General features: G+C 65.6%; 14 protein-coding genes. 6 read left to right on the top strand and 8 right to left on the bottom strand.

What is annotated here, in order from left to right; all coding sequences use genetic code 11:
* Positions 1-4: 4 nt before the first annotated feature.
* Together RHA1_RS23285 and RHA1_RS23280 are read right to left on the bottom strand one after the other, a co-directional pair.
* The gene (locus tag RHA1_RS23285; RefSeq protein WP_011597095.1) at positions 5-961 is read right to left on the bottom strand and encodes a branched-chain amino acid ABC transporter permease; all 957 of its coding nucleotides are present in this window, start codon (positions 959-961) and stop codon (positions 5-7) included.
* A gap of 22 nt (positions 962-983) precedes the next feature.
* Entirely contained in the window at positions 984-2,918 is a 1,935-nt protein-coding gene (locus RHA1_RS23280) for an oxidoreductase (protein WP_011597094.1), read from the bottom strand.
* A 108-nt stretch (positions 2,919-3,026) separates the two neighbouring features.
* On the opposite strand from RHA1_RS23280, the gene RHA1_RS23275 reads away from it, so the two are divergent.
* The 6 genes from RHA1_RS23275 (at position 3,027) to RHA1_RS23250 (ending at position 9,344) form a co-directional block, all read left to right on the top strand.
* Positions 3,027-3,722, top strand: a complete 696-nt coding sequence (locus RHA1_RS23275) for an alpha/beta fold hydrolase (protein WP_011597093.1) — start codon at positions 3,027-3,029, stop codon at positions 3,720-3,722.
* A gap of 79 nt (positions 3,723-3,801) precedes the next feature.
* Complete coding sequence (locus tag RHA1_RS23270; protein WP_011597092.1) at positions 3,802-4,839, top strand: ABC transporter substrate-binding protein; 1,038 nt, start codon at positions 3,802-3,804, stop codon at positions 4,837-4,839.
* Positions 4,836-5,615 carry an SDR family NAD(P)-dependent oxidoreductase gene (locus tag RHA1_RS23265; RefSeq protein WP_011597091.1) on the top strand — a complete coding sequence of 260 codons (780 nt, stop codon included), beginning with the start codon at positions 4,836-4,838 and terminating at the stop codon, positions 5,613-5,615. Before RHA1_RS23270 ends, RHA1_RS23265 begins: the two co-directional genes overlap by 4 nt.
* A 56-nt stretch (positions 5,616-5,671) precedes the next feature.
* Positions 5,672-6,835, top strand: coding sequence for an ABC transporter ATP-binding protein (locus RHA1_RS23260; RefSeq protein ID WP_009477836.1), 1,164 nt, complete (start codon positions 5,672-5,674; stop codon positions 6,833-6,835).
* The gene (locus RHA1_RS23255) at positions 6,835-8,535 is read left to right on the top strand and encodes an ABC transporter permease (RefSeq protein ID WP_011597090.1); all 1,701 of its coding nucleotides are present in this window, start codon (positions 6,835-6,837) and stop codon (positions 8,533-8,535) included. The genes RHA1_RS23260 and RHA1_RS23255 overlap by 1 nt, the downstream gene beginning before the upstream one ends.
* A 44-nt stretch (positions 8,536-8,579) precedes the next feature.
* Positions 8,580-9,344 (top strand): SDR family NAD(P)-dependent oxidoreductase, encoded by a 765-nt coding sequence (locus tag RHA1_RS23250; protein ID WP_011597089.1) that lies wholly within the window; start codon positions 8,580-8,582, stop codon positions 9,342-9,344.
* Positions 9,345-9,411: 67 nt separating this feature from the next.
* Here the strand turns inward: RHA1_RS23250 and RHA1_RS23245 are convergent, their stop codons facing one another.
* The 6 genes from RHA1_RS23245 to RHA1_RS23220 form a co-directional block, all read right to left on the bottom strand.
* Entirely contained in the window at positions 9,412-10,443 is a 1,032-nt protein-coding gene (locus RHA1_RS23245) for an NADP-dependent oxidoreductase (protein ID WP_011597088.1), read from the bottom strand.
* A gap of 16 nt (positions 10,444-10,459) precedes the next feature.
* Positions 10,460-11,461: an MBL fold metallo-hydrolase gene (locus RHA1_RS23240; protein ID WP_009477832.1), complete on the bottom strand. Its 1,002-nt coding sequence runs from the start codon at positions 11,459-11,461 to the stop codon at positions 10,460-10,462.
* Positions 11,462-11,472: 11 nt separating this feature from the next.
* On the bottom strand, positions 11,473-11,808 hold the full coding sequence (locus tag RHA1_RS23235) for an EthD family reductase (RefSeq protein ID WP_011597087.1): 336 nt from the start codon (positions 11,806-11,808) through the stop codon (positions 11,473-11,475).
* A 75-nt stretch (positions 11,809-11,883) separates the two neighbouring features.
* Positions 11,884-12,492: a TetR/AcrR family transcriptional regulator gene (locus tag RHA1_RS23230; RefSeq protein ID WP_081437460.1), complete on the bottom strand. Its 609-nt coding sequence runs from the start codon at positions 12,490-12,492 to the stop codon at positions 11,884-11,886.
* Positions 12,493-12,575: 83 nt separating this feature from the next.
* Positions 12,576-14,084: a class I adenylate-forming enzyme family protein gene (locus RHA1_RS23225; protein ID WP_011597086.1), complete on the bottom strand. Its 1,509-nt coding sequence runs from the start codon at positions 14,082-14,084 to the stop codon at positions 12,576-12,578.
* Between the two features lie 75 nt (positions 14,085-14,159).
* Entirely contained in the window at positions 14,160-15,227 is a 1,068-nt protein-coding gene (locus RHA1_RS23220) for an NAD(P)-dependent alcohol dehydrogenase (RefSeq protein WP_011597085.1), read from the bottom strand.
* Positions 15,228-15,241: the final 14 nt, after the last annotated feature.

Below are 15,241 nucleotides of genomic sequence, written 5' to 3'. Positions count from 1 at the left end.
GGAATCAGACCCTCTCGAAGGTTTGGCGGCCGAAGATGCCCTGGGGACGAATGAGCAGCACGAGCACCGCAACGCAGAAGACGAACGTGTCTCGGAAGCTGGCGGAGATATAGGCTGCGGCGAGGTTGTCCAGGACACCGATGATGAGCCCACCGATGACCGCGCCGTACATGCTTGTGAGGCCACCGAGCAGGATGCCTGCGAAGGCACGGAACAACACGGGGGCGAGTATCACCGGCGAAACCCCGGTTTTCGGGGCGTACAGGAAGACTCCCAGCACTGCCAGCGCCATGCCGAGAGCCCAGGCGATCCGCGCGACCTTGTGCGCGTTGATGCCCAGGATCTCCGCGGTCTCGGCAGATTCGGCGACCGCGCGCATCGCGGATCCGACCGGCGTACGCGTGAACAGATACGCAATGGCCGACACGGCCACCGCGGCGAGGAGAATCGTGGCGATGTCCTGGAGCATCAGATTCGAGTTGCCGATCGAGATCGTGCCCTCGACGAGCTGCGGGAATCGTCGCGGCTGCTCTCCCCAGTAGTGGCCGATCAGATGCTCGACAATGATCGACAGGCCCATCGTGACGACGAGCGCAGCGAAGAGCTTGCCTTGCCCGAGCGGGCGAATCAGCGCTTCCCGCACCACGACTCCGCTGAGAGCTCCGAAGACCACTGCGACCACCAGGGCGACAGCAATGCCCACGCCGGCCCCATACGCGCTGAGGGCAACGTAGATGGCGAGGGTCGATAATGACGCCATTGCAAAATTCATGACGTCGGTGGATCGGAAGATGATGACCAATCCGAGTCCGATGAGACCGTACACGGCACCATTGGCGATGCCGGTGGTCAAAGTGATGAACAACTGGTCCACGATGCCTCCGAGGGGCGGCCGGATATCAAATTGAGTTGACTTCAGTTCAAGTAATTTAAATGACCTCAGGTGTGAGCGCAACCACACTCCCGCCCCCCGTGAGTACTTGTTAACTGCGGGCGGTTAACAAGTACTCACGGGCGACAGCACGGCCTTCGGAGACGGCGTGCGCGACTTTGCGCGGCACGAGAGCGTCGCCGATGACGTGCACGCGTGCGCCTTCCGGTGCGAGTTGCGACCAGTCGCGCGGGCGCCGCTCACCGGCCACGACCACCCGGTCGACGTCGAGGCGCGTCCTTTCTCCCGACAGCGTGTTCTCGAACTCGACCGAGCCGTCGGTGACCGCGACGAGCGACGACAGCACGCGCACGTCGACCGGTTCGCCCGACAGCCGACGCAGGTACTGCACCCGGCCCTCCGCGGGAAGACCCGACGCGAAGGCCGCGGCGGGCGTCAGAACCGTGACGCGGTCGGCACCCGCGGCAAGCGCCGCTTCGACCGTGCTCGCGGCGGGCCAGAGCCCGAATCCGTCGTCGACCACCACGACGTGGCCGGCGCCGCGAAGAGCGCCTCCCGCACCGAGCAGCGCCTGAGAGGTGAGCACGGACGACGTTCCCGCCAATCCCTGGGGAAGTTCTTCCACGGCACCGACGGCCAGGACTACGTCGTCGAAGTCCGCCAGGTCGTCGGCATTGACGGTGTGCGCCAGACGGATTGCCACCTTCGGCATGTTGTCGGCGTAGTAGTCGAGGAGGCGACGCCAGCCGCTGCGATGCGGCGCGTCTGCCGCTGTCGCAAGCTGGCCTCCGATTCGCTCTCGTTGTTCGAAGAGTGTGACGTCGTGGTCGGGCCCGAGCCGCATCGCGCACTCGAGCCCGGCGGGGCCTGCACCGACGACGGCGATCCGTCTCCGCACTCGCGACCCGCGCGTGGGCCCCAGCGTCAGCGGGTACGCGGGACGTGCGGAATGACCCGGCGGCGCGAGGTCGGGATTGACCGAGCACAGTAGGACGGGGTCGAACGCCCGGCAGTCCTCGTTGCAGGACACGCACGGGCGGATCGACGCCTCGCGGCCGGTCAGTATCTTCCGCGGGAAGTTCGGGTCGGCGATCAGCGGTCGTGCCACACCGACGAGGTCGGCTCCCGATTGCAGTGCACTTTCGATGGACGCACCGGTCCGGAACGACTGTGACACGAGCAGCGGGGTCACTGCGGCGGCGCGTAATTGTCCGACCGAATCGAGCAGCGGCGGGTCGGTTACGGCCATGTCCCGGACGTAGGTGGTGCGTACGCCGACCGTGACGTTGACGTAGTCGAAATCGGAGAGGTGCGGTAGTACGTCGCAGAGACCGTCCATGCTCAGGCCGGCCTCGTCGCCACCGTCGGAAGAGACGCGGACTCCGAGTACGACGCCGGGGCAGGCGTCGCGGACCGTTGAGGCGATGCGGTCGAGGATCCGCACACGCTGCGCACCCGTCGCAGCGTCTCGTCCGAGGTTCGTGTTCGGGGAGAGGAATTGCGCAAGTAGATATCCGTGGGCTGCATGCAGTTCGACGACCGGGAAGCCGGCCGACCACGCGTGGAACGCGGATGTGCGGAATGCGTCGACGACCGCGTCGACGTCGGCGCCCGAGAGGGCGCGCGGTCGCGTCGGTTCGCGGGGCGAGCGGACAGCGGACGGCCCGACGGGGTGACTCCACATCTCGGCGCCCAGAGTTTCGCGTCCGAGGTGCACCAGCTGGCAGGCCGCGATGGCTCCTTCCTCGGTGATCGCCCGCGCCCGAGCCTCCAGTCCCGCGAGGGCTTCGGGACGCCAGGCCTCGGTGATGTTGCCGTTGCGATTGGTCGAACCGGGCGACACCACCGTGCCGCCGACGATGAGCATCGCGGCACCGCCGGCCGCGCAGCGCCGCCAGTAGTCGTCGTCGCCGCGCGAGGGGATGCCGCCGGCGACGGCGCCTGACGCGTGCGGCGTACCGACGAGCCGGTTTGCCAACCGAAGCGAACCGAGCTGCAGCGGCCGCGCTGCACGTGGAGTCGTCACACGGACCTCCTAAGTGAACTGGATTCACTTCACATTATCAGGTGATTGACATCACAGGACGATTTCCTTAGATTCAAACTGATATCAGTTCAATTAGCGAGGAGCAACATGTCGTTCGTTCTCGTCCATGGCGCAGGAATGGGCGCCTCGTGCTGGGCGCCCCTCCTCCCCTTACTCGAAGGTGACACTCTCGCAGTCGATCTCCCGGGACGGGGACAACGGCGCTCAGTCGACCCGCGGTCCGTCACCCTCGACGACTGTGCCGCCGCCGTCATCGACGATGTGGAGGCGGCGAACCTCGAGGACATAGTCCTCGTCGCACACTCTTTCGCGGGAGTGACGGCCCCTCGGGTCATGCAGGCACTCGCACACCGACTACGGCACGTCGTCTTCCTGTCCGCCGTCGTCCCGCCCGACGGGACGCGAGTGATCGACCAGATCGACCCGGGCGTCCGCGCCGCGGTGGAAGCCTCGATAGAAGGTGGTGTGTACCGCCAGGATCCGATGGACGCCGCCGCGATGCTCTGCAACGACATGGACGCGGAACAGACCGACTGGATGATCGACCGGTTGGTCGACGATTGCGGCGCGCTACTCACGGAGTCCGTCGACCTGTCCGGTCTCCGCACCGATATACCCCGTACATACGTACGTTTGACCAAGGACACCTGCTATCCGCCCGAACTCCAGGAAAGATCGGCCGCCCTCGTCGGCGGCGACACCAAATTCCTCGAATCCGGCCACATGGCCATGGTCACGATTCCCGATCGCGTTGCCGCGCTGCTCAACGGTGTCGCGCCGTAGGCCTCATCCGACTCCTCCATCCGTCACCGAACACACGGGTTCGCATTCGTCGAACCGATACCGGAAGGGCTTTCATGCCATGAGAAGTATGCCGATAAAGCTGATGGCCGTCGCAGTGGTCACCGCTTTCGCCTCCGCCGCTTGTGGATCCGGCGGTTCCGGTTCCACCGGTCCCGTGTCCGGCACGTGGGACGACGTCGTCGCCGCAGCCAAGGGCGAAGGCAGTGTCCTGCTGTACTCGAGCCAGAACCCCGCCAATCTCGAAGCTCTCAAAGTGGCGTTCGAGCAGGAGTATCCCGAGATCTCCCTCGAATACGTCCGGGGCACCGACGCCGACATCAACCCGAAGGTCGAGGTCGAGAATCAGACGAAGCGGGGTACGGCCGATGTGCACATGATGACCGACGCCGCCTGGATCGAGACTGCCGCCGCGTCGGGCACCTACTCGACCGATCTCGTCGGCCCGGCATTCGATGCGCCGGAGTACCAACCGCAGAAGAGCATCATTTCCGACAAGTTCTTCCTGACCAGCGCGGCGGTGTTCGCTCTCGGCTGGAACACGACAGCACTTCCGGGAGGTCTGCAGAAGCCGGCAGACCTCCTCGACCCGGCGTTGAAGGGCAAGATCGGAATCGTCAACCCGTCCGGCATCGCCTCGTACGTCGACTTCTACCGATTCTTCGAGAAAAACTTCGGCGCCGACTATCTCCAGAAGCTCGCGGAGCTGAAGCCGCGAATCTACCCGAGTTCACTGGGGATCGCGCAGGCCTTGACCTCGGGCGAGATCGTCGCAACCCCTGTGGTGCAACCGCTGGTGCGAGAAAAGGAATCGGGAGCACCGGTGGACTGGGCACTGCCCTCGCCCCCGTGGGGAACCCCGTGGTTCACGCACGCACTGTCCGCGGCGCCGCACCCGAATGCCGCACAGGTGCTGGCGAACTTCATGGTCACCCCCGCCGGCCAGAAGGCGTTGTCACTCGGTTACGCGAGCGCACTCCCCGGCATCGAAGGAAGCGTCGCACAGGCCCAGGACATCGCGCTGCCCAACCCGTCCGACCTGACACCCGAATCGCTCACCGAATACCAGTCCGATTGGGAAAAGAGATTCATCCAGTGACGACCGACGACGCGCGACTGCGCGACACCTGCGCTCTCGTCACCGGTGCCGCACGAGGGATAGGTGCCGCGACCGCAGAACTCTTCCACGCCCACGGCGCCACGGTCTACCTCGGCGACGTCGACGACGAGCTGGGTGAAAGTGTCGCGGCGAAAATCGGTGCGCGCGCGCACTACCGGCACCTCGACGTCACCGACGAATCTCAGTGGACGCGCGTCACCACCGAGATGGCGGATCGCGGGCATCCGATGCGTGTTCTCGTCAACTCCGCGGGCGCCGCATCCAAAGCGTCCATCATGCAGACGTCGCTCGCCGACCTACGACGCATGATCGACCTCAACCTCGTGGGGACTTTCCTCGGTTTGCAAGCCGCAGGCGCCGCCATGACCACGGGCGGGTCCGTCGTCAACCTGTCCTCGCTGCGTGGCGTCCTCGCGACGGCCGAGCTCGGTGCATACGGCGCGTCGAAGTTCGGCGTTCGCGCCCTGACCCGAGTCGCGGCGTTGGAGTTCGCCGAATCGAACATCCGGGTCAACGCCGTGTGCCCGGGCAGCATCGAGACGGCAATCACCGCCGGCGCCGACTTCGCCGACGACGACATGGACGCGTATGTGAAAAGCATTCCGCTGCAACGCCGAGGTCTACCGCTCGAGGTGGCGAAAGCCATCCTGTTCCTCGCGTGCGAGGACAGCAGTTACATCACGGGTTCCGATCTCATGATCGACGGCGGAACCTCCGCGGGCGCCAGGACTCCGAAGCGCCCGACGCAATCATAAGATGAACTGAGTTCACTTTTTTCCGACAAACCACTCGCAACCAAGCAGGTGCCAAGGTGACATCGCAATTCAGCGTTTCCAACCTGACCAAGACCTTCGGGTCCAACACCATCGTCGATCAACTCGACCTCGACATTCAGGACGGTGAATTTCTCGTCCTACTCGGCCCCAGCGGTTGCGGGAAGACGACCACCCTACGATGCATCGCCGGCCTCGAAACACCCGAGCACGGGTCGATCACGTTCAAGGACCACACCGTCTTCGATGCGTCGACCCGCATCAACGTTCCGGCCTACAAGCGCAACATCGGCATGGTCTTCCAGTCCTACGCGCTGTGGCCCAACATGACAGTGCGAGAAAACATCCGGTACCCGTTGAAGGTTCGACGGATGAAGAGCGCCATCGCCGCAGGACAGGTCGAGACCGCGGCCGGCATGGTGGACTGCGGTGCCCTGCTCGACCGGTATCCGTCCCAGCTCAGTGGTGGACAGCAACAGCGAGTCGCCGTGGCCCGCGGCCTGGTCGCCCAACCCGACCTGGTGCTGTTCGACGAGCCCCTGAGCAATCTCGACGCACGGCTGCGCGATCAGGTGCGGTCCCAGATTCATCAACTACACCAACGACTGGGCTTCACTGCCGTATTCGTCACCCACGATCAGGCCGAGGCATTTGCGCTCGGTGACCGACTCGCCATCATGAAGGCGGGCAAGATCGAACAGTACGACACCCCGGAGCGGGTCTACCAGACCCCTTCCTCCGACTATGTCGCCGCGTTCATCGGGATGGCGAACCGGCTCGAACTCGTCCGCAGGCACGAGGGGTGGACCACGCGAGCGGGGGCCCCCGTCGACCTCGACGCGGCCGTCGTCCAGGGCGACTACATCACCGGCGACACGGCTGTGGGACGACTCCGGCCCGAGGACCTCGCCCTTCATCATTCACTCGACGAGGTCCGCGCGGGTGACGTCGGCTTCGTCGGCGAACTCGTCACCTCGGAGTACGGAGGCCGCTATTTCGACGTAACGGTCGATGCCGGGGGCGAGCAGTTGTACGTCCGCGCAGATGCGGAGCTGCACGGACGCTGGTTGCGTGGCGCCACTGTCGGATCTCCCCTGGTGGTCAGCTTCTCGCCCACCAAGCTGCGAGTGTTTCCGCATCCGGACGGTCACGTGGATCTCCAGGTTCCCGTGCTCGCCCAGGCCGCCCGATCGGAGGCGTGATGGCTACGGTTGCGGTGAGTCGCAGCGCACGTCCGTTCGTCGTCAGTACGGTGTGGCGTACCCGACTCGGGTACGGCGCACTGCTGGCGGTTCTGGCGTATCTCGTCGTGCTCCCGCTCTTCCGATTGCAGTCGCTGGCGTTCGAGGACGGCGGTCGCGGATATCAAGCCCAGTACGGACGATACGACATCGGTCAGACCATCCGGACCACGGTCGCCCTCGCAGTCTCGTCACTCGCCATCGCCATGGTCCTGGGAACGATTCTCGCGTTCGCGGCGACCAGGCTGCCACGCCGGCTGAGCTTTCTCAGGATCGTCCCCATCCTGCCCATCGTGATGCCCGCGGTGGCCAATGTGGTCGGCTGGGCCTTTCTCCTCTCCCCCGGACCCGGGTACCTGAACGCACTCCTCCGCAAGCTTCCCTGGTGGAGCAACGTCGACTCCGGACCGATCGATGTCTACAGCACACCGTGGATCATCATTCTCACGGGCTTCGGACTCACGTCCTTCGTCTACCTCTTCGTCAGCGCGGGAATGCAGAACATCAGTTCCGAGCACCTCGAGGCAGCACAGATCAGCGGTTCGTCGACGCTCGGGGTGTTCTTTCGGGTCGTTCTCCCGCTGCTTCGCCCGTCCCTGGTGTACGGCGGTGGAATTGCGCTGCTTCTCGGTTTGGGCCAGTTCACCGGGCCGCTCCTGCTGGGACAGAACACCGGCGTGAAGGTCCTCACCACCGAAATGTATCGACGGGTATCCGAGTCGCCTGCGGACTTCGCCGCTGCAGCCGCGGCCGGTTCGCCGCTCGTCATCTTCGGTGTCGTCGTCGTGCTGGCGCAGAAGATGCTTCTCGGCAATCAGTCACGCTTCGTCACGCACGGGGGAAAGGCGTTCGCGCCGAACACCGGCCGCTCGGCCTGGGCCGCCGTGTGCATCTCGACATACGCCATGCTCGCACTCGTCGTTCCGTTGATCGGACTCGCCATCGTCGCCGTGTCTCCCTATTGGTCGGAGACACTGTCCTGGAATCTCTTCACACTCGACAACTTCCGGGCGCTGTTCCGGACGGCGAGCATCGTCGACTCCGTGTACACGAGTCTCCTCACTTCGGTGGTGGCCGTCGCCGTCTGCGTGCCGATCGGTTACCTCACCGCCACGCTGCTCGTGCGAGGGCGCAAACACAGAGTGCTGGGAACCATCGGTGACGTCATCACCGCTCTCCCCCTGGGTATTCCAGCGGTGATCTTCGGCGTCGGGTTCCTGCTCACGTACACCCAGCCTCCGCTGATCCTCTACGGGACCAAGGCTGTCATCATCCTCGTCTACATCGTGCTGATGGTGCCCTTCTCCACCCGGATGCAAATGACGGCGATGCTGTCGCTCGGAGAGACCTACGCCGAGGCGTCGGCAACGAGCGGCGCGAGCCCGTTCGTCACCAACATCCGGGTGATCCTGCCGCTGATGAGGCCGACCGTGCTCAGTTCCGTCGCCTTGATGTTCATCCTGCTGACCCACGAGTTCGCCGCCTCACTGCTCGTCCGTGCCGCCACGACACAGGTGATGGGTACGCTGCTGTTCGACCTGTGGGAGAACGGTTCCTACCCGCTGGTGGCCGCGATGGCTCTTCTCATGACCGCGGTGACCAGCATCGGTGTCGTGGTCGCGATGCTCGTCGGTGGCCGAAACGTATTGAGCAACCTCTGATGTCGATCTACCTGCCCGAGCCGAACGAGTGACAAGGAGTCCAGATGACTGTCGGCCCTGACCGACTGCGCGACAAGGTCGTCCTGCTGACGGGGGCGACCGGCGGTATCGGCGCCGAGATCGTCCGAAGGCTCGCCGACGAGGGCGCTCACGTCGTCGTCACCGATCTCGAGAAATCAGCCTGCCAGGACTTGCTCGATACGCTCACCCAGCCCGAGCGACATGCGGCGCTCGCCCTCGAGGTCTCGTCCGAGAGGCAGTGGGAAGACGTCGTGGCAGCAACCGAGAGCACGTTCGGCGCGCTGCACGCCTTGGTCAACAACGCCGCCATCGGCAGCGTCGCCACCGTCGACGAGGAAACCCGATCACACTGGGACCGGGTCATCGGGGTCGGCCAGACCGGCACGTGGCTGGGCATGAAACATGCCGGCCCGCTGATCGAGCGGAGCGGCGGCGGTTCGATCGTGAACATGTGCTCGATACTGGGAACGGTGGGCGGTCTGGGCAACAGCGTTGCCTATGCAGCCGCCAAAGGCGCAGTCCGCACGATGACCAAGAACGCCGCCCTGCATTGGGCGAAAGCGGGAGTGCGCGTCAACTCTCTGCATCCGGGATTCATCGGTACGCCCCCACTGCTCGAGCGCTGGGAGGGCAGCGAGCGTCACCGCGAGATGCTGGCCGGCACCCCGATGGGTCGCCTCGGGCGGGGTGAGGAGATCGCGGCCGTCGTTGCCTTCCTGGCGGGCGACGACTCCACCTTCGTCACCGGCTCGGAGATCTACGCCGACGGCGGGTGGACTGCGGCCTGAGCGAGACAGACGAATATGGCCCCCGCGTGATGCGGGGGCCATATTCTTCGGTGTAGCCGCTGGAGCATCAGCGTAAGCGGCACAGCGTCTTTCCCACGGTGCGGCCGTGCAGCATCGCGACGATGGCGTCCGGCGCCGACCCGAGGCCGTCGAACACGGTCTCCTCGACAACGAGGCGACCGTCACGGAGGTAGCTCCCGACCTCGTCCCGCATGTCGCCGAGCAGATGGTCGTACGCTCCGGCCCGGAAACCCCGCACCGTCAGGTTCTTCGCCACGATCTGAAAAAGATTGCCCGGACTCGGTGCCGCCGTGTCCGCGTCATAGGAGGCGACGGCTCCCGCCATGGCCACCCGGCCGCCTGGCCGAAGGTGATACAGGGCGGCCTCGAGATGCGTTCCACCCACGTTGTCGAAATACAGGTCGATGCCGTCTGGTGCCGCGTTTGCGAGCGCTCCGGCCAGGTCCGGGCTGTGGTAGTCGAATGCGGCATCGAGTTTCACCTCGTCCAGCAGGAACGTGACCTTCTCGCCGGAACCGGTGCTGCCGACCACGTAGTGACCTCGGAGCTTCGCGATCTGCGCGGCGAGGCTGCCGACCGCACCCGCGGCCGAGGAGATCCACACGACGTCTCCGCTCGTGAGTCCACCGATGCACTGCAATCCCACGTACGCCGTGAGCCCGGAACTGCCCAGCGCTCCGAGATAGGATTGCGGCGGGTGCACGCTCGTGTCGAGACGTGTCACGCCACCGGCCCCGGCCAAGGTTTCGCTCCCCTGCCGGACCACCGCGAACTCGCGAAAACCCTTGATGTGCAGAACCGTGTCGCCCTTCTCGAAGCCGGGGTCACGGGACTCGAGTACCTCGCCGACGGCCAACCCGCTCAGCGTCTCCCCGATGCGGAACGGTGGGAGGTAGCCCGCGGGGCCGGTGGGGCCGAGACGCATCCTGACAGACGGGTCGATCGACGACCACGAGTTGCGCACGAGAATGTCGCCGGGCGCGAGTTCTCCGGGAACCGTCACCACGTCGAGGTGGAAGTCCGACGGCCGGACCTTCCCCCGGGGATGGCGCGCCAGTTTCAGCTCATGACTCTGCATGGGAATCCTTCCGCAGTCAGACGACGGAGAACACGTCGCTGTCGCCTCGTCTTCGGACTGTGAGCCGGCCGCGATCGACCAACGTGTCGAGGTGGGCGAGGGTCTCACAGGTCGCGATCATTTGATTGAACGGGTCGAGGGTGGAGAACGGCCTCTCGCGACGCGTCCACGTAACCGCGTCCGCGACGGCAATCGCGGTCGCCGGCCCGAGCGAGACCAGCGCGTCGTGCATGGTCATGAAGCGCCGGTCATGATGCGCGAGAAGTTCTTCGACGCGCAGGTGCACACTCGGTGCCGGATCTCCGTGCGCCGGAAGCAGTCGCGAGTCGGGGCGTTCGAGCAGTCGGGTCAGCGACTCGAGGTAGCGCCCCAACGGCAGATCCCAGTCGCCGAGTTCGAAGCCGATCGACGGCGTGATCGTGGGCAGGACGTGGTCGCCACTGAAGAGCACCCCCTGCTCGTCGTCGTGGAAAACCATGTGCCCCTTCGTGTGGCCGGGCGTGTGCACCACGTCGAGTGTGCGCCGTCCGATCCGAAGCGGACCTGCGGTGAGCCAGTGGTCGGGCTGTTCCCAGTCCGAGGGGTGGAACGGTTCCGCGGCGGTCATGACCTCGACCGTGTCTGCCAGGAGAGGGGCACCGGCGCGGCGGAGTTCGTGCAGCGAGTCCGTCGGCACGTTACTGCCGAGTGCACTGACGGCCGCCAATCCGTCAGCCTCGGCCACGCCGAGGTGGACGCGGGAGCCGTGACGGCGGCGGAGTTCGATCGCGAACGTGTAGTGATCGCGGTGCACGTGGGTGACATAGATGTCGTGAATCTGCTCGGTACTGTGACCGATGTGGAGCAGTGCGCGCTCCATCTCGTCGAAGGTCGTGCCGACTCGCCAGCCGCCGTCGATGAGGGCAAGCCCGTCCTCGGTCTCGAGGGCATAGACGTTCACTGCTCCCAGGCCGTCGCCCGGCATCTGGAGGGGCACTCGATGCACACCGGGCGCCACCTCGTAGCAGCCCGGTTCCATCCAGTGCGCCCTCATGATTCACCGTTGTCCACTTCGACCATCGTTTTCTCCTCCCCCATGACGAGGATGCGCTTTCCACGCATCTGGCCGACGTTGTCTACTGCGGCTTGCCATTCCGGGCTGGCGAGTGCGGCATCGAGGTCCTCGCGGGAGTCGAAGCTCAGAATCGAGACGCCGTCCCATTCCCGGGACCGGTCGTCCATGGCGTCGAGCACCTCGGTGTGCTGCCAGCGCCGCAGGCCCGGCAGCGGGTAGGTCACGTCGGCATGTTCACCGCGCCACCACTCGATGAACTGCTCATGGCTCCAGTCGTGCGGACGAGCGGCCAAGACGATCAAGTTGTACATCATCACTCCATAACTGACCTGAATTTAGTTCAAATATCGAGAGTAAGAAAAACCACCCCTCCGCACACGTCCGCGTTACGCGCGGACGATGCGCAGGGTGGCGTCGCGAACGTGCTGGTTGAGCTGGTCGAGGGTCATGTCCCCGCCGGGTCGATACCACCGCCACACACTGACGACGAGTCCGAGAATCAGCCGGGCCATCAATCGTGGATCACTGTCGGCGAATACGCCCGCACCCATCCCCCGCGCAATGAGAAGAGACCATTCTTCTTCGATCGAGTTCACCAGCGCGCGCGAGGTCTGACGCTCGGCCTCTTCCTTCTCCGATTGGCGGGGAGTGGCGAGCAGATCCATGTGGCTTTGAAGGATGCGCCGCTGAAGGGCGTCCCGCGGGGTCGCTTCCAGAGCGCTGGTGACGGCGGCACTCAACGCCTCGACCGGGTCGTCGACGCCCTCGATCGCGGCGGTGAATCGCTCGAGCGACTGCGCCAGTTCGAGACGCATGATGGTCAGCAGGCAGTGACCCTTCGACTCGAAATAGTGATAGAGCGCCGTCTGGCCGATGCCCACCTCGTCGGCAATCGACGCCCACTTCGTGTGCTCGAAGCCGACCTCCCCGAAGCGTTCGATCGCGGCCGTCAGAATGAGCCCGCGCTTCGAACGCGGACCATCGCGGAGCGTCATGGCTTCTACGGACACGAGTCCCCCATCCATCTGTTTGTTCGGGTCGGTACCTCAGAGACTACCTGAACTGAGGTGAAGTCGGGTCAATATGAGTGGCTGTCGGTACCCGCGAGCAGGCGTGTTGCAAGAACTACCGCATCCGGCCGAGACAGCTTCCCCACCCGATTCTGCGGCAGATCGTCGATCGCGAAGACGAACTCCGGCCACTTGAACTTCGGGAATTCGATGTCTCCGAGATATGCGACGACCTCGTCGAGGGTGATCGGATCGCCGGTACTCACGACCAGGGCCGCAGCACGCTCACCGAGTAGCTCGTCCGGAACCGGGACCACACACACCTGGGACACGGTCGGGATGCGTGCGATCGCGGCCTCGACCTCGTTGATGTCGATGTTGCGGCCCCCGCGAATGATGATCTGCTTCTGGCGCCCCATGACCCGGATGGTGCCGTCCTCCGCGACTTCGACGAGGTCGCCGGTGGGCAGGAATCCGTCCGCGGTGAGTTCGGGGGGCGCGGGAACCCCTGACCGTGCATAGCCGACGAAGAGGGAGGGACCCATGACCTGGGCATCGCCCACGCGGCCCGGTGGCAGAGGAGTGCCGTGTGCGTCGACCGCCCGGACGACGGTCCCGGGGAAGGGACGACCGTCCCGCCCCAGGCGGACGCCCGGTTCGTCCGCGGGCAGCGGGGTCGTGTGCCCGAGACACTCGGACATACCGAACACACGCAGGAACGTGGTGCCGAGGGTCTGTTCGGCGCGACCGAGCGCGCCGGCATCCATGGGACCACCGCCGACGGTCATTGCGCGCAGCGACGTCAGCGCTCCCGCAGCATCCGGCGCAACGGCCAGCTGAAGCGCCATGGTCGGGACGAGCATCGTCCACGCGACCCGGTGTTCCCGGACGATCTGGAGGGCTGTCGCAGGCTTCCAGCCGTCCATGCAGACCATCGGCGCGGCCAGCATGGCGGGGAGATAGAGCCCGAAGCAGAAAGCGGCTACCGACGACAGTGGCACGAACGCCGCGACAGGATCTCCAGGTTCGAGGCCGACCGCCTCGACCGTGCAACGGCAGGCGTACCGGATTGCGGATTCGGACTGCACCACGCACTTGGGATGTCCGGTCGACCCGGACGTCATCGCGATCGCGATCCCGCCGTTCCATCGCTCGACGTCGCTGACCGGTGATCGCGACCAGCGCATCACCCAGCCGGCCGGCGCGGCCGCCTCCTCGCAGAAGCGGTCCTCCGGTACACCCCAGTGCGAGAGCGACTGCCGGTCGGCGATCACCACGTCGGGTGCGATATCGTTCAGGGCCACGGCGAACTCCGACGGGGTGGCATGTCGGCTGAACACCGCGATCAGGCCGCCGCGCAGTCCGACGGCGATGGCCGCGGCGAGTGTGCGCCACGTGTTGTCGGCCTGCACCAACACCGTCGGTGAGCCACCCGTCGCGGCGTTCAGTTGGGCGGCGAGCCCGGTTGCCGCCGCGACCACCTCCGCCACCGTGTGCTCCCCCGTCGCATCGACGACTGCGATGTCATCCGGAGAATTCGCTGCGCGAGCAACGAATTCGCGTGCCAGCTCCCACATTCCGCCGACCCTTTCATTGAAGTGAACTAGTTTCATTATTGACTACGACGCGCACCGCGCCCAGCTTTTCGTCCGTCACGGGATCACGACGGCCCTCCCGGTGATCTCGCCGCGGCGCAACTTCGAATACACGTCGAGAACGTCGTCCAACGGGTACGCGGTCGCCTCGACGGCCAGCAGGCCCCGGTTCGCGAGGTCGACCACGGCCTCGAGGTCCGCTCGAGTTCCCCAGAACGGCGCAGTCACCTGCCACCCCGCCGCGAGTCCCACGTCTTTTCCCACCGTGAGCCGACCGCCGGCGCTGCCGACGGTGACCAGTCGGCCCCCGGGGGCGAGCAACTGTGCCGCCGATTCCATCGTGTCCGGCGCTCCGACGAAATCGAAGACCACATCAGCGCAGTGACGCCGGGCCACGCCGGACCGCAAGGTCGCAACCTCCGCGATGTCCGACACCGCCACGTCCGCCCCCAATCGACGCGCGAGGTCGCGCGAACTTGCCCGCGGATCGACCGCGACGATCGTTCCCGCGCCTAGTGCGCGAAGAACCTGGATCGCGAGGTGGCCCAGTCCCCCGACACCGACCACCACGGACACGGAGTCGGCGTCGACGACGTCCCGGTTGGTACGGATTGCGTGATAGGCCGTCAGGGCGGCATCGGCGAGTGGGGCGGCGCTCTCGGGAGCGAGCCCGTGGGTACGGACCAGGCACCGCTCCGATGGAACGATCATGGTGTCGGCCAGACCGCCGTCATACCCGATGCCGTTGCCGATCGCGGTGAGACGACCGTCCTCGCGTGGGCTCAGTTCGAAGCAATAGTTCTCCCGACTTCGGCGGCAGTTGCGGCATTGCCCGCACGACCAGACACCATGGACGACGACGGACTCGCCGATCCAGGACTTGTCCGCCGACGGGCCCGCACCGACGACGGTTCCCGCCACCTCGTGCCCGAGCGTGAACGGAAGGGGATAGTCGAATACTCCCGCGGGTGCGTCCATCACGTGCAGATCGGATCTGCACAGCCCGGCGGCCTCGACCCGGAGAAGCAGCTGATGCCCCCGCGGTTCGGGAACCGGGATGCGCACAACCCGTGCACCGTCACCCCAGCCGGTCAGGCGTACTGCGCGCATCGTCGGAACTGCCATGAGTGTCACCTTTG

Source organism: Rhodococcus jostii RHA1 (genome assembly GCF_000014565.1).
GTDB classification, from domain to species: Bacteria; Actinomycetota; Actinomycetes; order Mycobacteriales; family Mycobacteriaceae; genus Rhodococcus_F; species Rhodococcus_F jostii_A.
The sequence above is the reverse complement of the archived record's forward strand: the minus strand, read 5'-3'. Positions and strand labels throughout refer to the sequence as shown.